The organism is Streptomyces sp. CB01881 (genome assembly GCF_002953255.1).
Classification (GTDB): Bacteria; Actinomycetota; Actinomycetes; order Streptomycetales; family Streptomycetaceae; genus Kitasatospora.
In genome coordinates this window covers 5,589,158-5,608,938 of sequence record NZ_CP026498.1, presented here as the reverse complement: position 1 = coordinate 5,608,938, position 19,781 = coordinate 5,589,158, and the positions used below count along the sequence as shown (strand labels likewise).

Annotated in this window: 16 protein-coding genes; 7 read left to right on the top strand and 9 right to left on the bottom strand. The window is 70.9% G+C overall.

All coding sequences use genetic code 11. The features are described 5' to 3' along the window. Positions 1–23 precede the first annotated feature (23 nt). From C2142_RS14235 to C2142_RS14215, 5 genes are all read right to left on the bottom strand, one after another. Entirely contained in the window at positions 24–1,256 is a 1,233-nt protein-coding gene (locus C2142_RS14235) for a ricin-type beta-trefoil lectin domain protein (RefSeq protein ID WP_148642982.1), read from the bottom strand. Between the two features lie 63 nt (positions 1,257–1,319). Then, positions 1,320–2,675, bottom strand: a complete 1,356-nt coding sequence (locus tag C2142_RS14230; RefSeq protein ID WP_194235781.1) for a glycosyl hydrolase — start codon at positions 2,673–2,675, stop codon at positions 1,320–1,322. Further along, a complete protein-coding gene (locus C2142_RS14225) occupies positions 2,675–4,639 on the bottom strand; it encodes a glycosyltransferase (RefSeq protein WP_206670980.1) in 1,965 nt (654 codons plus the stop codon). Before C2142_RS14225 ends, C2142_RS14230 begins: the two co-directional genes overlap by 1 nt. A gap of 252 nt (positions 4,640–4,891) precedes the next feature. Beyond that, entirely contained in the window at positions 4,892–5,959 is a 1,068-nt protein-coding gene (locus C2142_RS14220) for a DUF2510 domain-containing protein (protein WP_148642980.1), read from the bottom strand. Between the two features lie 217 nt (positions 5,960–6,176). Next, positions 6,177–6,671, bottom strand: a complete 495-nt coding sequence (locus tag C2142_RS14215) for a GNAT family N-acetyltransferase (RefSeq protein WP_148642979.1) — start codon at positions 6,669–6,671, stop codon at positions 6,177–6,179. A 418-nt stretch (positions 6,672–7,089) separates the two neighbouring features. Here C2142_RS14215 and C2142_RS14210 point away from each other — a divergent pair, with 418 nt between their 5' ends. Beyond that, positions 7,090–8,046 carry a helix-turn-helix domain-containing protein gene (locus C2142_RS14210; RefSeq protein ID WP_148642978.1) on the top strand — a complete coding sequence of 319 codons (957 nt, stop codon included), beginning with the start codon at positions 7,090–7,092 and terminating at the stop codon, positions 8,044–8,046. 109 nt (positions 8,047–8,155) lie between these two features. Here C2142_RS14210 and C2142_RS14205 read toward each other — a convergent pair whose 3' ends face one another. From C2142_RS14205 to C2142_RS14190, 4 genes are all read right to left on the bottom strand, one after another. Beyond that, the gene (locus C2142_RS14205; RefSeq protein WP_148642977.1) at positions 8,156–8,950 is read right to left on the bottom strand and encodes a histidine phosphatase family protein; all 795 of its coding nucleotides are present in this window, start codon (positions 8,948–8,950) and stop codon (positions 8,156–8,158) included. A 166-nt stretch (positions 8,951–9,116) separates the two neighbouring features. Next, on the bottom strand, positions 9,117–10,730 hold the full coding sequence (locus C2142_RS14200) for a sodium:solute symporter (protein ID WP_148642976.1): 1,614 nt from the start codon (positions 10,728–10,730) through the stop codon (positions 9,117–9,119). Further along, a complete protein-coding gene (locus C2142_RS14195; RefSeq protein WP_148642975.1) occupies positions 10,727–10,996 on the bottom strand; it encodes a DUF3311 domain-containing protein in 270 nt (89 codons plus the stop codon). The genes C2142_RS14200 and C2142_RS14195 overlap by 4 nt, the downstream gene beginning before the upstream one ends. Before the next feature lie 295 nt (positions 10,997–11,291). Next, a complete protein-coding gene (locus C2142_RS14190) occupies positions 11,292–12,083 on the bottom strand; it encodes a GntR family transcriptional regulator (RefSeq protein ID WP_241002571.1) in 792 nt (263 codons plus the stop codon). 336 nt (positions 12,084–12,419) lie between these two features. Here C2142_RS14190 and C2142_RS14185 point away from each other — a divergent pair, with 336 nt between their 5' ends. The 6 genes from C2142_RS14185 to C2142_RS39780 all read left to right on the top strand — a co-directional run. Then, complete coding sequence (locus C2142_RS14185; protein ID WP_148642974.1) at positions 12,420–13,703, top strand: extracellular solute-binding protein; 1,284 nt, start codon at positions 12,420–12,422, stop codon at positions 13,701–13,703. 152 nt (positions 13,704–13,855) lie between these two features. Beyond that, positions 13,856–14,815: a sugar ABC transporter permease gene (locus C2142_RS14180; protein ID WP_241003190.1), complete on the top strand. Its 960-nt coding sequence runs from the start codon at positions 13,856–13,858 to the stop codon at positions 14,813–14,815. Then, a complete protein-coding gene (locus C2142_RS14175) occupies positions 14,812–15,642 on the top strand; it encodes a carbohydrate ABC transporter permease (RefSeq protein WP_148642972.1) in 831 nt (276 codons plus the stop codon). The genes C2142_RS14180 and C2142_RS14175 overlap by 4 nt, the downstream gene beginning before the upstream one ends. 6 nt (positions 15,643–15,648) lie before the next feature. After that, positions 15,649–17,202 (top strand): glycoside hydrolase family 3 protein, encoded by a 1,554-nt coding sequence (locus tag C2142_RS14170; protein ID WP_148642971.1) that lies wholly within the window; start codon positions 15,649–15,651, stop codon positions 17,200–17,202. A 434-nt stretch (positions 17,203–17,636) separates the two neighbouring features. Then, positions 17,637–18,935: an extracellular solute-binding protein gene (locus tag C2142_RS14165; protein WP_148644775.1), complete on the top strand. Its 1,299-nt coding sequence runs from the start codon at positions 17,637–17,639 to the stop codon at positions 18,933–18,935. 202 nt (positions 18,936–19,137) lie between these two features. Beyond that, the coding region (locus C2142_RS39780; RefSeq protein ID WP_346766435.1) for an SIS domain-containing protein at positions 19,138–19,781 on the top strand (644 nt) is incomplete at its 3' end.

The following is a 19,781-nucleotide window of genomic DNA, read 5'->3' as shown; positions in this document are numbered from 1 at the left end:
CGAGCAAGTGTGCGATATTCTGCCTAGGTCGGGGGGTGCCATTCCTGGGCCGCACGGCTGTCGCACGGTCGCATACGCACCTGCGCCTGCCCCCCGGCGCCGGTGCCGGGATTCTCGACGCACTGGCCGGAGTCCTGGCTCAGCAGCTGGCCCGCGGCGGTCACCTTCCAGCGTTGGTCGACCCGGCGGGTGCAGCCGGTGAGCACCGGGAAACCGATGCCCGGATCCTCCAGGCAGCGCCCGGACTGGCCGATCGAGCCGTCGTCGCCCATCGTCCAGGTCTGCGCGGGGGAGCCGTCGCAGGTTCCGGCCCCGACCGCGGCCGCGTCGCCCGCCACGCGGCTGTCCAGGCAGAGACCGGGCAGTGCGGAGGTGACGGCTCCACTGGGCTGGCCGGCGGCCGCCTGGAACGAGAACGCGTCACTGCTGAGTCCCGCGCCGCCCTCCCAGATCTCGAACCCGGCCTGGGCGGCACACAGGTACGAGCCGGCCGGTACGTAGCCGCGCTGGACGGCGTCGCGGGTGAAGGCCCGCAGGTCCAGATCGGTCACGGAGGTGACGGCGTCGGCCGCCTCGTAGGTGATCAGGGTGTGGCTGTTCGTCTTCGGTGCCTCGTACACCCGGTACGAGGCACCCCCGGCCCTGAGCTCGCCGGCCTGCTTGCCGAACGGCGTCTTGCCGTTGCCCCGCAGCCAGATCATCAGCTCGGCGCTCTCGGTGAAGGAGCAGCTGCTGCGGTTACTGCTGTACCAGAGGTCGTACGACACGTTGTAGACGCCGGTCTCGACCTGGGTGGTGCGCCAGCTGCTGGTCGCGTACCGCAGGTTGGCCACCGCGATGGGCAGCGGGCCGGCGCCGGCCTGCAGCGGGGTGCTGATGTGCGGGTAGGCGCCCGGTCCGCGGTCGTGGTCGACGAGATTGCCGCGGGTGATGCCGCTGCGGGTCACCGCGAAGCCCGTGCCCGCGCCGGTGGCACTGATGCAGAGCCCGCCGGTGGCGTTCCACTCGTTCGGGTTGATCAGGTAGTGGCCGGAGTCGACCGGCTGGGACGGGTAGCGGTTCTGTGCCGTGGAGCAGAGCTCCCCGGCGGTGGCGGCCGGCAGCGGAGTGTCCGCCGGGGCGGCCACGGCGTGCTCGGGGCGGTCGCGCGGGATCAGCACGGCGCACAGGGCCAGCACGACGACGATGGTCGGGGCGAGCCACCACCACGGGCGCAGCCCGGGGCGTCCGAGGCCGGGTACGACTGGACGGGGCATGGTTGGGTCTCGCCTCCTTGCTGTGTGGTGATCGTTTCGGTCCGGCCCCCGCCGGTCGTGTGGTCAGCCGGTTGTGGTGGGGCTCGACCGGGGCCGGGTGGCCGGGGCGGTCGGCTTCTTGGTGGGGGAGGTGCTCGGCTTACCGGTCGGCGTCGGCGTCGACGTCGACGTCGGTGTCGGCGTCGGTGTCGGTGTCGGCGCCGGTGCCGGCGGTGGCGGCACGGTCACGGCAGGCTCGGAGTGGACGGACCACTGCGCTCCGTACCGGGGCGCGGAGACCCCTGCCGCGTACGCCTCGGCGGCCGCGCCGGAGGCGGTCACCCGCCAGTCCACCTCCTTGCGCGCCTCGTACCAGATCACGCCGATGATGTCCGGGTGCGCGGGGAGCTGATTGAACATCTCCGTGATCCATTGCGCCTTCAGCCCGGAGGTGTCGGTGGCGCCGGTCTCGGTGATCACCACGGGCTTCCGGGTGAAGTCCCGCAGCTTCTTGAGGGTCGGCTCGAAGATCTGGTCGAAGGACTTGTACTTCTCGACCCCGGCCGTTCCGTAGTAGCCGGACAGGCCGACCCAGTCGACGTAGTCGTCGCCCGGGTACAGGGTGTTCAGGTCGGTGGCGTTCTCGTAGTCGACGTTGGGGCTCCAGACCCAGGCCACCCGGGTGGCGCCGGCCTGCTTGAAGATGTCGTGCACGTGTCGCCAGGCCTGGACGTACTGGCCCTTCTTGTTCCCGTTCGCCTGCTCGGCCCACGGGTACCAGTAGCCGTTCATCTCGTGCGCGAAGCGGAGGGCGATCGGGTAGCCGAGTGCCTTGACGCCCTCGGCCCAGGCCTTGATGTAGTCGTCGAACCCGCCGTCGATGATGGCGGAGAGGGCGTACTCGGGCTGCTCGCCGCGGAGCTTGTCGTCCTTCGACTCCTTGTGGTAGTCCCAGGGCTCCCAGGCCACCATCGGCATGATCCCGCGCTCGGCCACGGTGTCGAAGACCCGGCGGTCGAAGCGCCGGTCCCACCAGCCGACCGAGAACTCCAGGACGTTCGGCTGGTGCCGCACGGCGGAGGAGAACTCGTCGAGCGGGCCGAGGTCGTACGGGCCGGTCTTGGTCATGATGCCGGTGAACGCGCCGCCGGCGGGCGGGAACTGCGGCGCCTGGGGCTTCTCGGCGGCTTTCGGCGCAGGTGGCGTCGTCTCCGTGGCGCCGGGGGTGGTGGCCGCCCCGGTGGCAGGGGCCGTTGCCGGAGGTGAGGCGAGGGCGTCGACCAGCCAGGTCGGCATCGCGGTCGGCGCGGAGCCGGCGAAGGCGTACGGCTCGCGGTCGGCGCGGGCGCCGGCGAGCTTGGGTGCCAGGACGAAGGTGTAGGTGACCATCAGCACCAGCGTCAGGACACCGACGACCCGGGGAATGGTGATCCGCAGCATCAGTGGTTCCCCTCCTGGCGTCCGCCGCTTGCCTGGGCGGGTTCCAGCAGTTCCTCGAACTCGTCCATCCGGTCGGCCGGTTCCTCGCTCTGCGGCTGCTGCGGGCGAGGCTCGGACCGCTGGGCCGGCAGGCCGACCGGCTGCTCGGCCGTCGCGGCCGCCGCTCTCGCGGCCCTGGCCTCGCGGCGCCCGCTGACCAGGGAGATCAGCGGCGGAGCGATCCCGGTGAAGAGGCTGAGGACGGCCCAGAACCGCAGGATCCACAAGTCGTGGTGGAAGGTGAAGCTCGCACCGAGCAACCCGGCGGCGACGGCCGCCCAGAGCAGGTGCAGCCGGAAGGTCGACAGCGATTCGGCGCTGCGCAGATCACCCTTGGCGGTGACGGCGTACGCCAGCGGCCGGCGCAGCAGCGCGGCGATCGCGGCGGCGACGTAGACCGGTCCGGCGAACAGGGCGAGCCCCATCCCCGCCATGCCGATCTCGCGCCGCTCGTGTGCGGCCAGGTTGAACCGGCGCAGCCACAGCCAGAGCACGAACCAGCTGCCCATGCTGGCGCCCCACAGGGCCATCCAGTGCGTGCTGTTGAGATGGATGGAGGTGACGCCGCAGGCCAGGTAGACGCCGGTGGCGAGGCTGCCGAGCATGGTGGTGAGGGCCGCGCTCGGGTAGTAGAACTGGACCAGGCCGTAGAGGACGCGCTGACGCAGCCGAAGCTTGATGCCCGAGCGCAGGCGGCTCTTGAGCAGGATCTCCCAGATGCCGTACGCCCAGCGCTTCTGCTGGTTGAAGTAGTCCGTCCAGGAGGTGGGGCCCTCGCCCACCGCCAACACGTCCGGGGTGTAGACGCCCTTCCAGTGGTGGTCGGTCTCGGGGTTGACCGAGGCCTGGACCCGCATGCTGGTCAGGTGGTCCTCGATGATCGAGTCCTGGTAGCCGCCGATCTGCTGCCAGGCCGCCGGCCGGTACAGGTGGTTGGTGCCGATCAGCAGCGGGGCGTCCATGCCGTTGCCGCCGCGCTCGACCAGGCCGGAGAACAGGTACTGCTGCACCGAGGCACCGTGCGCGACCCAGTTGTCGTACATGTTGCCGTACACCTGGGGGGCCACCACGAAGGCGACGTCGGGGTCGCGGAAGTAGCCGAGGGTGCGCTCCAGGAAGCAGGCCAGCGGGACGTGGTCGGGGTCCATCTGGGCCACCACGTCGTAGCCGTGCTCGTGCTCGGCCCGCCAGGAGTTGTGGTTGCCGGATTTGGTCTTGGCCCGGAACTCGCCCTCCGCCTGGTTGTACTCCGGGCGGCCCTTGCGGCTGAAGTGGTGCACACCGAGCCGCGCGGCCATCTTCTTCACCCGGTCGTCGTCGCCCTCGTCGAGTACCCAGACGTCGACCTCGCCGTCGTACTCGATCCGCAGCATCGCGGCGAGGGTCCGCTCGACGATCTCGATCGGCTCCTTGGAGGGCACGATCGTGGTCAGCACGGCGACCCGCAGCCCCGGAGGCGGGGTGACCGGCACCGGGTCCTTGGCCCGGAACGCGAACACCCAGACCGCGAGGTTCTGTACGAGCCTCACCAGTTCGACGATCACCACGGCGCAGAAGCAGATCCGGGCGAGGTTGATCCGCCAGTCGGGTGACCAGCCCACGTTCGATCCGGGAGTGTGCTCGGGCAGCAGCAGCCAGCCGACGAAGGCCACGCCCGCGAGTGCGTTGACCGTCACCAGGAGCGTCAGCACGAACTTGACGCCGGGTGAGGAGATCGAGCGGTAGCGGACGGCCGCCCCGTCCTCGCCGGGGGTCAGCGGGCCGGCGGTCTCGGCGCACGCGACGTACGCCCGCTGTGCTGCCGCGTTGCGCAGTTCCCTGCGGGCGATCCGTCGTTCGGCCCGGGCCCGGGGGAGCACACGGCCGTGACGTCCCCGGCCGTGCCGGTCGCCCCGGCGCGTCGCACGTTCGTCGGTGGAGTCCACCAGTAATTCCCCCGTAGTCAACCGCTCCGTCGCCCTCGAAGCGACTCGTTCCAGTCCTGAACCGCCGTCGGGCGCCAGCCGACCGCGCGCCGAAGCGGTGGGATCGCGGGATGCTGGTATCGGGGCCGGGCCTGACAATCGGCCAGCAGAGAGCATACGTTGGGCGGCCGACCGGTCCCCAGTCGGGTCCCAAGGGCCGCGGGCACGCCTCACACCCCGCCGTCCGGTCGGGCGGCGGGGCGTGGCGGGCTGTCAGGAGTTGAGCTTGACGGAGTTGGCGATCTGGTCCATCAGGGCGAGTGCCGGTGCCTCCGGTGCCTGGTCCAGGCAGATCTGCAGCACCGGCACGGTGGTGGCCCCCGCTGCCGGGGTGACCTCCAGGATGCCGCAGTAGCTGTCCGGCGTGGACGCATTGCTGGACATCGGTACGTGCCAGAGGGCGAGGTAGCCGTCCAGGCCCTGGATCTTGACGGCCGACTGCTTCACCGGCTCCGGCGGGCTCGGCGGCTCGGCGCCGTAGCGGGCGGTGTACAGAAGCTGCCCCATGCCGAGCACCAGGGACTTCGGGTCGGACCAGCCGCCGTTGAACACCCGGAGGTTCTGGATGACCAGACCGCGGGTGCACGCCCCGTTGCCGTGACCCACGCAGGCGTAGGGGTTGATCGCGTACCGGACCTCGTTCGGGGCCTTGGCGTCGACCTGGACCTGCCACTCGGGTGGCAGCATGAAGTTCATCTTCGAGTCCTGGCCGGTGACCTGCCGGCCGCCCGCGAGCTGCTGCCCACCGGTCAGCGCGGTGCCCATGAACCCGTTCGGGCTCTTGGGATCGCCGCCCGTCACGGCCGGGGTCGCGGTCGGGCCGGCCTTCGGCGAGTCCGACTTGCCGGTCTTGGCGCCCACGACGTAGCCGGCCCCGGCCATGACGAGGGAGAGCACGACGGCGCCGACGCTCAGGAGCACCTTGCGCTTGGTGGTGTTCGGCTCGACGGTCTCGAAGACCACCGAGGTCGGCGTGAAGGGCTGCGGGGTCGTGCTGGCGAGGGGAGTCTGCGGGACCGTCGTGGCGAGCGAGGACGGCGGCGCGGTCGCGGCCGGGCCGGACTGCTGGGCCGGCATCGCGGGTGTGACGGCCGTCGGTGCGGCGGCGTTCTGGGCGGCATGGCTCGGGAAGGCCCCCGCGGGGGGCGCCGGGGTCGCGGCCGCACCCCCGGGCTTGACCTGGGTCCTGTCGGTCCAGGTCGAACCGTCCCACCAGCGCAGCGTATTGAGCTGCCCGGAAGGGTCGTCATACCATCCGCTTGGCGTACTCCCCGTCGTCATGCGGCGGATCCTAGCAGCGTCCCGATCAACTGGTCATTTCCGGCCGACACCGAGCTTGCGGGCCGGAGGCGCCGCTGGTAAGCGGGGGTCGGAACGGCAGGCTGCAGACCGTCAGATTCATCCCGGGGCAGGGGGACCGGTCACGCTCGGGAGCGCGTCGAGGGGGCGTCGTCGTTCAGAGCATCGTCGTCCGGGGCGTCGGCCGGGGCGGCACCGTTCACAACGTCATCGTGTAGACCAGCAGCGGGACGCCGGGGCGCACCTCCCAGTCGCGCTCCGGCGTCCGCCGGAAGCCCAGCCGCTCGTAGAGCCGGTGCGCGGAGGTCATCGACGGCCGGGTGGAGAACGCCATCCCCTCCAGGCCCAGCTCCCGGCTGCGCGCGATGGAGGCCCGGACCAGCGCCTCACCGACCCCCCGGCCCCGGGCCGCGCCGCCGACCGCGAGCATCCGGATCTCGCCCTCGTGCGGCCGCGCTATGTCGGCGAAGGCCGTCCCGCCGACCGCGAAGGTCACGCAGCCGAGCAGCGGTCCGCCGGCCGGGTCGGTCGCGACGAGGAGTTCGGCCTGCTCGAAGCGGGGGCGGGCGTCGACGAGCTGCGCGGCGTAGGGACCGTCGGCGGGGCTGTGACCGTCGCCGACGAAGGCCTCGTGGGTGACGGCTCCGACTGCTTCGAGATCGGCCTCGACGGCCCGGCGGATGACGATGTCCATGCGGCAAGTGTGGCGGAGCCGCCGGAAGCGGACGGCATCGGGGCAGCGGCGCCGGCGTGCGGGGCGGCGGTGCGCGGCGCGGTGGCCGGGTCCGCGGACGGGCGGAGCGAGGCGGCGGGCATCGTGCCGTAGAGCCGGTCGGGCAGGGCCGGGTCGGCCGGGTGGCCGCCGGGCCGGTGCCAGTTGTCGCGGCCGTTGGCGGCGCCCCGGGCCACGTCCCGCCCGATCAGGGTGCCGAGCAGTCCGAAGCCGCCGACGATGCCGGCGAGGGCGAGCGCGCTCGCGAGAGTGTCGGAGTCCATGGCTCCACTCTCCCGGCGCCGCCGGACGGCCACGAGTGGCAGGAATGCCCGATCGCATCGAAATACTGCCACCGCGGCCCTTCCCCCGGCCCGCTCGCGGGGGCATGCTGGGCGGCATGCTCAAGAACGTGGTCGCGGTGGTGCTGGAGGAGGTCCACCCCTTCGAACTCGGGGTGGCCAGCGAGGTGTTCGGCCTGGACCGGACCGCCGACGGCCTGCCCGGCTACGACTTCGCCCTCGCCGGGGCCCGCCCGGGCCTGCACCGCACGCACGCCGGTTTCTCCGTCGACGTCCCGTACGGCCCGGAGCGCCTCGCCGAGGCCGACCTGGTGGTGGTCACGGCGGTCGGGGCGCTCCAGGAGTTCCCGGCGCCGCTGGTGGACGCCGTCCGCGCGGCCGTGGACCGCGGCGCCCGGGCGCTCTCCATCTGCAGCGGCGCCTTCGTCCTCGGCGCCGCCGGGCTGCTGGACGGCCGCCGCTCCACCACGCACTGGCGCCACACCGCCGAGCTGGCCGCGCGCTTCCCCCGGACCACCGTCGAGCCCGACGTGCTCTACGTGGACGACGACCCGGTGATCACCTCGGCCGGCACGGCTGCCGGCATCGACGCCTGCCTGCACCTGGTGCGCAGGCTGCAGGGCGCGGAGGTGGCCCGGGGGATCGCCCGCCGGATGGTGGTGGCCCCGCACCGGGAGGGCGGGCAGGCGCAGTTCGTCGCCCGCCCGCTGCCGGAGGGGACCGGCGAGTCGCTCGCCCCGCTGCTGGACTGGATGCGCCACCACCTGGACGAGGAGTCCACCGTCGAGCAGCTGGCCGCCCGGGCCCACATGTCGCCGCGCACCTTCGCCCGCCGGTTCCAGCAGGAGACGGGGACGACGCCGCACCGCTGGCTGATCGGGCAGCGGCTGCTGCTCGCCCAGCGGCTGCTGGAGTCCACCGCCGAGCCGGTGGACGCGATCGCCGCCCGCTGCGGCTTCGGCAACGCGGCGACGCTGCGCCACCACTTCGGCCGCCGGCTGGGGACGACCCCGCTGGCCTACCGTCGCTGCTTCGCCGAGCCGATGGCGGGCTGACGGGCCGACGGGGCCGACGGGCTGATAGGCCGACGGGGCCGCCGCACGGGCGGGCCGTCCGCCGGGGAGCGCGGGCCGGCCGGGCAGCCGCCGGCCGGCCCGGTGCGGGTCAGCCGACGGCCAGATGCCCGGTCTCGTTCCAGTGCGCCGGCCGCAGCCGTCCGCCCTCGGCGCGCCAGAGGCTGGTGGAGCAGTTCTGCACCGGCTCCAGCGCGGTCAGCTGCTCCTCGGTGAGCCGGTCCAGCGCGTAGCGGAGCATCAGCACCGTGCAGTCGTGTGCGACCACCAGGACGGGCCGGCCGGCCTCCTCGGCGCAGAGGTCGCGGAGCAGGCTGCGCACCCGCAGCGCCACGTCCGCCCAGGACTCGCCGCCGGGCGGGCGGTAGTACAGCTCGCCCATTTTGCGGCGTCTGGCGGCCTCCTCCGGGTGCTTGGCCTCGATCGCGGCCCGGGGCAGCATCTCCAGGACGCCCAGCTCGCGGTCGCGCAGCCGCTCGTCGTGGCGGACGGCCAGCGAGACCGGTACGGCGCCGAGCCCGGCCGCCTGGGCGAGGGCGATCCGCGCGGTCTCGGCGGTGCGCACGTACGGCGAGCACCAGACGCTGCGCGGCCGGTCGGCGCTGGGCAGGCCGGCCCACCAGCGGCCGAGGGCCTGGGCCTGCTGCCGGCCGTGCAGCGAGAGCGGGATGTCGGCGTCCCGGCAGCTGATCGGGACGCTCAGCGCGCCGGACGCCTCGGCCAGCTGGAACTCCACGTTGGCGGTGGACTCGCCGTGCCGGGTGGCGATCAGCACGGACGGCAGCCGGATGGCCGGCGCCGCGTCGGCGGGCGGTGCGGCGGGCGGTGTGCCGGGCGCGTGGGCGGGCTGGTGCTGGCCGTTGAGTGTGGTGCCGAGTTCTGCCATCGACGCTGCTCCCCGTGGGTCGATCCGTGGGTTCGGTCGGTGCCGGCCGGCTGCCGGCCCGGTCCGGTGGTTCCCTGCACGTGCGGCCGTTCATACATATGATCGCGCCGCCTCCTCCAGTGTTCACGGAGGAGACGGCGCGGTCACAGGGCGCGCGCAGGGGGAATCAGTGCGCCGCCACGGGCTCCGGCGCGTTCTTCAGCTCTTCGTCGCCGGTTTCGGCGCTGTAGTCGCCGGGCCGGGTCTCGTCCGGGCTCTCCGGGGCCTTGAGGGCCTTCAGCGCCAGCGTGAGGACCACCGAGACCGCCAGGTTGAGCACGAAGGCGGTCAGGCCGATGTAGCCCAGCTCGCCGATGCCGGGGATCTCGGCCGCGTTGCCGCCGAAGTGCTTGGTGGCGGGGCTGGCGATGTCGTACGCCTCCCAGGTGCCGTAGATCATGCCGACCGCCCAGCCGGCGAACAGCGCCCAGTGGTGGAACCAGCGGGTGAACAGGCCGCCGACGATGGAGACGAAGGTCTGCAGGATCCAGAGGCCGCCCAGCAGCTGGAGGTTGATCGCGGCCTGCTTGTCCATGGTCATCACGAAGGCCAGCGCGCCGACCTTCACCAGCAGCGAGGCGAGCTTGGCGACCCTGGTCTCGTCGGCCGGGGTGGCGGACGGCTTCAGGAACTCCTTGTAGACGTTGCGGGTGAACAGGTTGGCCGCGGCGATCGACATGATGGCGGCCGGCACCAGCGCGCCGATCCCGATCGCCGCGAAGGCCACGCCGGTGAACCAGTCCGGGAACATGTTCTCGAACAGCTGCGGGACGGACAGCTGGGCGTTGAACTTCTTGTCGCCCTTGCCGATGCCGGCCGCGATCGCCATGAAGCCGAGCAGTGCCAGCAGGCCCAGCATCAGCGAGTACGCGGGCATGATCGCCATGTTGCGGCGCACCGTGTTGCGGGACTTCGAGGCCAGCACGCCGGTCACCGAGTGCGGGTACATGAAGAGCGCCATCGCCGAGCCGAGCGCCAGCGTGGCGTACGTCCACTGCTTGTTCTCCGGCACGGTCAGCGAGCCCGCCGCCTTGGGCGCGCTGAACTTCTGGCCGACCGCGTCGAAGATGTGGCCGTAGCCGCCGAGCCGCATCGGGATGTAGATCACCGCGACGATGATCACGATGTAGATGAGCGTGTCCTTGACGAAGGCGATCAGCGCCGGGGCCCGCAGGCCGGACGAGTAGGTGTACGCGGCCAGCACGCCGAAGGCGATGAACAGCGGCAGGTCCTTGACGAACCAGTTGGCGTTCTCGCCGCCGCCGACGCCCAGCACGTCCAGCACCGCCTGGATGCCGACCAGCTGGAGCGCGATGTACGGCATGGTGGCGAGGATGCCGGTGAGCGCGACCACCAGCGCGAGCGGCTTGGAGCCGTACCGCCCGCGCACGAAGTCGGCCGGGGTGACGTAGCCGTGCACCCGGGAGACCGACCAGAGCCGGGGCAGGAAGAGGAAGACCAGCGGGTAGGCGATGATCGTGTACGGCACCGCGAAGAAGCCGGCCGCGCCGGTCGCGTACACGGCGGCCGGGACGGCCACGAAGGTGTACGCGGTGTAGAGGTCGCCGCCGAGCAGGAACCAGGTGATCCAGGTCCCGAAGCTGCGGCCGCCGAGGCCCCACTCGTCCAGGTGCTGGGCGTCGTCGGCCCGGCGCCAGCGCGAGGCGAGGAAGCCCATCACGGTGACCAGGACGAAGAAGAGCACGAACACCGTCAGGGCCGGGACGTTGACACCGCTCATCGCGCGCCCCCGGTCGTCCGGACGGCCTTGCGGGCCTTCTCGTCCCGGGTGATCAGCAGGTAGGCGGCCACCGTGAAGACGGCCGACACCGGCACCCAGAGCAGCTGGTACCAGTAGAAGAACGGCACCCCGCCGGCCTCGGGGTCGGTCTTGTCGTAGGAGGACATCCAGAGCATCGCGACGATCGGCACGAGGAGGGCGAGCCCGGCCAGCACCCGTTCCGGTGTCACGGCGGGAACGGACGCGGGGTCCGGTGGCTCGGGCATGACAGGTTCGTTGGGTTCGAGGTCTGACGACATGTATCGGCTCCGCTCGGAGGGCTCACCCCCTGGGGCCGCAACCCAGAGGAGCCGCACAACCCCCGTGAGCCCGCCGAGCAGCACCGGTGGTGATCAGCAGTCAGTACGGTCGCGAAATCTAGAGCATGAAGTGATCTGTGTCACCGGAAATGACAGAACTTCCCGCTATCCGGACGCCCGCACCCGGGCCGGACGCGAACGGGCACCGGCGCACGCGCCCGCGTACGCCGGTGCCCGTGGGGCACTCGGGGGAGTGGCCGCCCTACTCGGGGCGCTTGAGGCGGGTGATGAACTTGTAGCGGTCGCCGCGGTAGATGGAGCGGACCCACTCGACCGGGGCGCCGTCGGCGTCGAAGGAGTGCCGGGCGAGCTGGAGCATCGGCAGCCCGAGGTCGGAGCCGAGCAGGCCGGCCTCGCGCGGGGTGGCGAGGGTGGTCTCGATGGTCTCCTCGGCCTCGGCGACGGTGACGCCGTAGACCTCGCGCAGGGCGGTGTAGAGGGAGTTGTGCTTGGCCAGGTTGCGGCGCAGGGCGGGGAAGCGCTTGGCGGAGAGGTGGGCGACCTCGATGGCCATCGGGTCGCCGTTGGCCAGCCGGAGGCGTTCGATCCGCAGCACGCGGCCGCCGGGCTTGATGTCCAGCAGCGGGGCGAGCCGGTCGTCGGCGGTGATGTAGCCGATCTCGATCAGCCGGGAGGTGGGCTCCAGGCCCTGGGCGCGCATGTCCTCGGTGTAGGAGGTCAGCTGGAGGGCCTGGGCGACCTTGGGCTTGGCGACGAAGGTGCCCTTGCCCTGGATGCGCTCCAGCCGGCCCTCGACCACCAGTTCCTGGAGGGCCTGGCGGACGGTGGTGCGCGAGGTGTCGAACTGCGCGGCGAGCGCCCTCTCGGGCGGGACGGGGGTGCCGGCGGGCTGGGTCTCCGTGAGCTGGAGGAGGTGGCGCTTGAGGCCGTAGTACTTCGGCACCCGCGCGGTCGGGTCTGCGCCGGCCTGCGTCGGGAGGTTCTTCACCTGGGGGTCGTTGACCTGGGCCGTGCTGCCCCCGTCGCTGCTCATCGGACCTGTCTCCCGCTTCTCGCGCGGCCCTTGAGGGTCGCGCCACATCGTTAACAGCTCACATCGTTGCATGTATGGCTACGGAACGAATACCTCATCACGCGATGAACGATGTGCGGTGTCGGCTTGATAACGGGTGGTCCAGATCGCTTGAACAGCCGTTGACAGGCCCATTGGTCTAGGCCAAGCTCCAGGCATCTGGTCTACACCACTAGGCCGGTCACTATGAATCCCCCCACCCGTTCGCTGGGGTCCGCGGCGCCTTTCCTCCCGCTTTACGTGGGTCTGCCGCTGCCACCCGACGGGGGTAACCCAGGCATCCCTCAGGAGGATGGCGTGAAGCGTCAGCTCATCGCGGCGGTCGGCGTCGCAGCAATGGTCGTCGGCCTGGCGGCCTGTGGCTCGGACGGCAAGAAGGACAACGACGCCAGCGGCTCGACCTCTGCTGCAGCCAAGGACTACAACGGCAAGACCCTGACCGTCTGGCTGATGGACGGCTCCGCCCCCAAGGGCTGGGAGGACAGCGTCAAGGCCGACTTCGCCACCGCGTACCCGGGTGCCAAGCTCGACATCCAGACCCAGAAGTGGAACGGCATCGGCCAGAAGGTCACCGCCGCCCTGTCCGAGGGCTCGGTCGACGTCCTGGAGATCGGCAACACCCAGACCTCGGGTTACGCGGCCACCGGTGGCCTGCTGGACATCACCAAGGACAAGAACGACCTCGGTGGCGCCGACTGGGCCGCCAACCTGAACGAGTCCTCGATCTTCGAGGGCAAGCAGTACGCCGCCCCGTGGTACTTCACCAACCGCGTGGTCACGTACAACAAGGACGTCTGGACCAAGGCCGGCATCACCACCCCGCCGAAGACGCTGGACGAGTTCTACGCCGACCTGGACAAGGTCAAGGCCGTCGCGGGCGTCAAGGACGCGCTCTACATGCCCGGCCAGGAGTGGTACGCCTACTTCGGCCTGCTGACCAGCGAGGGCGGCAAGCTCGCCAAGAAGGACGGCGACAAGTGGGCGGGCGGCCTGTCCTCCCCCGAGGCGCAGAAGGCCTTCGAGACCTACAAGAAGCTGCAGAGCTACTCGGCCACCGCCCCGAAGGACAAGGACGAGGCCACCCCGCAGCAGAAGGACGTCTTCGCCAAGGGTGACATCGGCACCATCATCGGCCTCGGCTGGGAGCTCCCGAAGCCCGAGGAGCTGGCCCCCGAGAAGATCGGCTTCTTCCCGCTCCCCGGCAAGACCGCCGACAAGCCGAGCGGCGTCTTCCTGGGCGGCTCGAACCTGGCCATCGCCCAGCAGAGCAAGAACCCGGAGCTCGCCAAGGGCTTCCTGAAGATCGCCATGAACGAGAAGAACGAGGGCCTGGTCGCCTCGTCCGGCTCGATCCCGAACAAGACCGCGCTGAACAGCAAGGTCACCGGCGACTTCGCCAAGGCGGCCCTGCCGGCCTCCGCCAACGGTGCGGTCACCCCGAACGTCCCGACCTGGACCAACGTCGAGAACGAGCCCAACCCGATCAAGGACTTCCTGACCTCCGCCCTGACCGGCGACTACGCCGCGGCGGCCAAGAAGGCCGACGACGAGATCGCGAAGCGTCTCAACCAGAAGCAGTAGGCAGTTGAGCGGCGTCGCTCACCGACTCCCGGCGGGGAGCCGGTGAGCGACGCCTGTCCGTCGTGGTCGGTTGTCAGGAAGAGAGAACGATGGCTGTGCATTCGGAGCGGGTGCAGACACAGTCCCCGGAATCAGGGAAGGCCGCCGTGGCCATGACCGAGGAGATCACCGGCGTCGGCGCCGGCGCCCCGAAGAAGAGCGGCAGACGAGCGGACGGCCCCGGCCTGGCGGCCAGGTCCACGCCGTACCTGCTGCTGCTGCCGGCCATCGCCGCGACACTCGTGCTGCTGGGCTGGCCGCTGCTGAAGACGGTTGTGGTCTCGTTCCAGAACCTCAACAAGCGGCAGTTCATCCAGCACCTGACCGAGTGGAACGGGTTCGAGAACTACACCGACCAGCTCGGCAACTCCGAGTTCTGGACGATCACCCTGCGCACGGTGGTCTTCACCGTGGTCAACGTCGTGCTGATCATGGTGATCGGCTCGCTGATCGGCCTGCTGCTCGAACGCCTGGGCAAGCGGATGCGGCTGATGCTGTCGATCTCGCTGATCCTGGCCTGGGCCATGCCGGTGGTCGCCGCGACCACCGTCTACCAGTGGCTCTTCGACCAGAACTTCGGCGTCGTCAACTGGTTCCTGGACCAGCTGGGCTGGCACTCGATGGCCCACTTCAACTGGACCAGCGGCCAGTACTCGACCTTCTTCGTGATCATCCTGCTGATCGTCTGGCAGTCGGTCCCGTTCGTGGCGTTCAACATGTACGCGGGCCTGACCACGATCCCGAAGGAGCTCTACGAGGCGGCCCGGATGGACGGCGCCGGCTCCACCAAGATCTTCGGCGCGGTGATCTTCCCGATCATGAAGCCGTTCTTCCTGGCCACGACCTTCCTTGAGGTCATCTGGGTCTTCAAGGCCTTCACCCAGGTCTACCTGATCAACAAGGGCGGCCCGGACGGCCTCACCCGCACTCTTCCGGTCCACGCCTTCCTGGAGGGCATCGGCGCCCAGCGCTTCGGGGCCGGCTCCGCGATCGCGGTACTCACCATCCTGATGCTGGGGGCGCTGATGGCGTACTACTTCCGCATCATTCTGAAGCAGGAGGACGAGCTGTGAGGCGCTCGCTCATCGGACGCACCTGGCCGAACGCGATCGCGGTCGTCCTCTTCGTCTTCTTCCTGTTCCCCGTCTACTGGATGTTCGCGACCGCCTTCAAGCAGGACAAGGACATCATCAGCCGGACGCCGGTCTTCCTGCCGCTCGACGGCACCCTGGCGCACTTCGACCGGGCCGTGAAGGTCCCGCACTTCTGGACGTACGTCACCAACAGCCTCATCGTCACCGTCGGCGCGGTGCTGATCTCGCTGGCGATCGCCACCCTGGCCTCCTTCGCGATCGCGCGGATGCGCTTCCGCGGCCGCAAGGGCTTCGTCCTGGTGGTCATGGCCGCCCAGATGGCGCCCTGGGAGGTGATGGTCATCGCGGCCTACCTGATCGTGCGCGACAACGACATGCTGAACAGCCTGGTCCCGCTGACCGCGCTGTACATGATGATGGTCCTGCCCTTCACCATCTGGACGCTGCGCGGCTTCATCGCCGCGGTGCCGAAGGAGCTGGAGGAGTCGGCGATGGTCGACGGCTGCACCCGGGCCCAGGCCTTCATGAAGGTGATCTTCCCGCTGCTCGCCCCCGGCCTGATGTCGACCTCGCTGTTCGGCTTCATCACCGCGTGGAACGAGTTCCCGCTGGTGAACATGCTGAGCAAGAAGGACTCGGCGCAGACCCTTCCCCTCTGGCTCTCCTCCTTCCAGACCAACTTCGGCACCGACTGGGGCGCCACCATGGCGGCGTCGTCGCTCTTCGCGATCCCGATCCTGGTCCTGTTCGTGTTCCTCCAGCGCAAGGCCGTCGGCGGCTTGACCGACGGTGCAGTGAAGGGCTGATCCCACGTGAGCATCCTCATCCCCACTCTGCCCGCCAGTGACCAGCTGCACCGTGACGCGCTGACCGTCCTCCAGCCCGGCTTCGTCGGCACCGAGCCGCCGGAGTGGGTCCGCCGCCACCTGGCGGCCGGGCTCGGCTCGGTCGCCCTGTTCGACCGCAACGTCACCGACCTGGACCAGCTCGCCGCCCTCACCAAGGCGCTGCGGGAGGAGAACCCGGACCTCCTGATCGCGATCGACGAGGAGAGCGGCGACGTCACCCGCCTGGAGGCCGGCTCCGGCTCGTCCTGGCCGGGCAACTTCGCCCTCGGCGCGATCGACGACCCGGCGCTCACCCGGGACGTCGCCCGCGAGCTGGGCCGCGCGCTGGCCGCGGCCGGCGTCAACTACAACTGGGCGCCCACCGCGGACGTCAACTCCAATCCGCGCAACCCGGTGATCGGCGTCCGCTCCTTCGGCGCCGACCCGGAGCTGTGCGCCCGGCACACCGCCGCCTGGGTGGAGGGCCTGCAGTCGGCCGGCGTGGCCGCCTGCTCCAAGCACTTCCCCGGGCACGGCGACACGGCCGTCGACTCGCACCACGGCCTGCCGGTGATCGACGTCGACCTGGACGTGCTGCGCGCCCGCGACCTGATCCCGTTCGAGGCCGCGATCGCCGCCGGGACCAAGGCCGTGATGACGGCCCACATCATGATCCCCGCGCTCGACCCGGAGCTGCCGGCCACGCTCAGCCCCCGGGTGCTGCGCGACCTGCTGCGCGCCGCCCCGGCCGACGGCGGCCTGGGCTACGAGGGCCTGATCGTCAGCGACGCCATCGAGATGGGCGCCATCGCCGACACCTTCGGGATGGGCGAGGGCACCGTGCTGGCCCTGGCGGCGGGCGCGGACGCGATCTGCGTCGGCGGCGGCCTGGCCGACGAGGAGACCGTGCTGATGCTGCGCGACGCCATCGTGGCGGGCGTGCAGTCCGGCAGGCTGCCGGAGGAGCGGCTGGCGGACGCCGCCAGCCGGGTCCGCGCGCTCGGCAGCTGGGGCCGGATCGCGGCCCAGGGCGAGCGGCTGGAGCCGGACCTCGCGGTCGGCCTGCGGGCCGCCCGCCGCGCGCTGCGGGTGGTCCGGGCGCCGGGTCGCGAGGTGCTGCCGGTGACGGAACGCCCGTACGTGGCCTCGTTCTCCGACGAGCCCAACATCGCCGTCGGCGACGTGACCCCGTGGGGCGTGGCCGGCATGCTGGCCGACCGCTTCCCCGGTACCCGCACCCGCGAGGTGGGCCCGCAGGACGCCGCCCCGGAGCAGCTGGACGAGCTGGTCGCCGGGGTACTGGCCGGGGCGGAGGGCCGCCGCCTGGTGCTGGTGGTCCGGGACGCGCACCGGCACGCGTGGATGGCCGCCGCGCTGTCCCGTCTGGTGGCGGCCCGGCCGGACGCCGCGGTGGTCGAGATGGGCCTGCCGCAGTCCGAGCCGGTCGGCGCGCTGCACATCGCCACCCACGGTGCCGCCCGCGTCTGCGGTCTGGCGGCCGTGGAGGTGCTCACCGGGCAGTCGGGAGCGATCGGCTGACCCACTGTCGGACAGTGACCCCGGGTGCCGGGAGGGCATCCACGAGCGGGCCCGTCATGCGCATGTCGCATGGCGGGCCCGCTTCGTCTTTCCCGCGTTGACCTGCGGTTTCGCCACCTGTCGATGCTCCCTCAAATCGCCCTTAAGGCAGCCTTAAGTTCCACTTAGGGTGATGGCGCCACGACTGATCGCCACGCGGTACAACGGGTCTGCAACGTCCTTTGCCGGTAGGCCATTTCGCGTTGACACCGCCAGTGGTCTAGGCCAGGCTCCACCCATCCGGTTCGAACTCAAACCTCACCGGATGTGGTATCGGCCCTTCCCGAAGCACTTCGCCGCCCCTTTCCGGAGACCACTCCCGACGGGTGCCAGCGCTGCCGGCGGGCATCCAGGCTCTAGCACCCTCGGAGGATGGCGTGAAGAAGCGTCAGCTCATGGCGACAATCGGGATCACGGCGCTGGCCGCCGGACTGACGGCCTGTTCCTCGACGGCCTCGCCGTCGGCCGACGGCAAGGCCGGCTCGGTGGACCCGAAGTCGGCGGCCGGGACGGTGACGGTCTGGCTGATGGAGGACGCCCAGAAGAACTGGCCGGACCTCGTCCAGCGGGTCAACGACGAGTTCGCCGCCAAGTACCCGAACGTCACCCTGAGGCTCTCCTACCAGGGCTGGGCCGACAAGGTCACCAGGCTGGACAAGGCGCTCGCCGAGGGCACCGCCCCGGACGTGGTGGAGCTCGGCAACACCGAGACCATGAAGTACGTGCTCTCCGGCGCGCTCGCCCCGGTGGAGCGGAGCAGCTTCGAGAACTCCGACGCCTGGATCAAGGCGCTCGCCAACACCTGCACCTACCAGGACAAGCTCTGGTGCGTGCCGTACTACGCGGGCGCCCGGGTCGCCATCTACAACTCGGCCGCCTTCCAGGCGGCCACCGGCAGCGCGGACTTCCCCAAGACCGAGGACGAGCTGCGGACGGCGCTGGACAAGCTGGCCGACAAGAACAAGTCCGACAGGACGTACTCGGCGCTCTACCTGCCCGGCCCGTTCTGGTACGCCGCGATGAGCTACGTCTCCGCGTACGGCGGCGCCATCGCCCGCTTTGACAGCAGCGGCAACTGGCACGGCACGCTCAGCGACCCCAAGTCCGTGCAGGGGCTCAACCACTTCGTCGACCTGGTGCGCAAGTACAACAAGGGCGACCTCGCGGTGAACGAGCTGAACCAGTACGAGGCGATGGCCCGCGGGCACGCCGGCGCCTTCTACGGCAACGGCTACGAGGCGGCCAGCGTGACCGCACCGGTCACCGGCGACCCGACCCTCAGGGACGCCGTCAAGGTGGCGACCATGCCCGGCCCCGGTGGCAAGCCGCTGCCGACCTTCATCGGCGGCTCGGACCTCGCCGTCACCGCCAAGTCGAAGGTGGCCCCGCTGGCCGCCGACTGGATCCGGATGTTCACCAGCGGCAAGTCCGAGCAGGCGCTGGCCGACAAGGACATCCTGCCGAACAACCTGACCCAGCTGAACCCGCTGAAGAGCAAGCCGGCCACGGCCGCCGCGGCCAACGCGGTGCCGGACGCCTGGTTCACCCCGCTGGCGCCGGGCTGGGGCGAGACCGAGAAGCAGAAGATCCTGCCCGACATGCTGACCGCCATCCTCAAGAACAACAAGCCCGTGGAGCAGGCCGCCAAGGAGGCGGACGCCGCGATCGACCAGCTGATCAACAAGCAGGGCTGATCCGGGGCCGCGGGCCCCACCGTCCGACGGGGGCCCCTCCCGCAGCGCCGGGAGGGGCTCTCGAATGTGCTCCACGGGGACCGCCCCCGTAGGATTGCCGCAGGAATCACCGCAGCGAGTGTGCGGACTCGCCGCCGTAGAGGTCCCCGCCGGGCATCCCCGCCCGCGTGGGGTCGAACCATCTCATCGGAGGCACATCCAGATGTCCGACACGCAGACTGTCCCCGTCCCCGGCCGGATCATGGCGGCGGAGATGGCCGAGCAGCCGGCCGTCCTCCAGCGCATCCTCGACGAGGGTGCCCCGAAGATCTTCGAGATCGCGGCCGAGATCGCCGCCCGCAACCCGCGCTTCGTCCTGCTGACCGCGCGTGGCACGTCCGACAACGCGGCGCTCTACGCCAAGTACCTGATCGAGATCCTGCTCGGCAAGCCGGCCGGCCTGACCTCGATGTCGACCACCACCGCGTACGGCGCCAAGCCGGACCTCACCGACGTGCTGGTGATCACCGTCAGCCAGTCCGGCGGCTCGCCGGACCTGGTGGCCTCCACCAAGGCGGCCCGCGAGGCCGGTGCCATCACCCTGGCGGTGACCAACAACGCCGCGTCGCCGCTGGCCGAGGTCTCCGAGTTCCACATCGACGTGCTGGCCGGCCCGGAGAAGGCGCTGCCCGCCACCAAGACCTACACCGCCGAGCTGCTGGCGCTCTACCTGCTGGTGGAGGGCCTGCGCGGCGGCGACGGCGCGGCCGCCAAGGAGCTGCCGTCGCTGGCGGCCGGCATCCTGGCCCGCCAGGCCGAGGTGAAGGCCCTGGCGGAGCGCTACCGCTTCGCCCAGCGTCATCACCT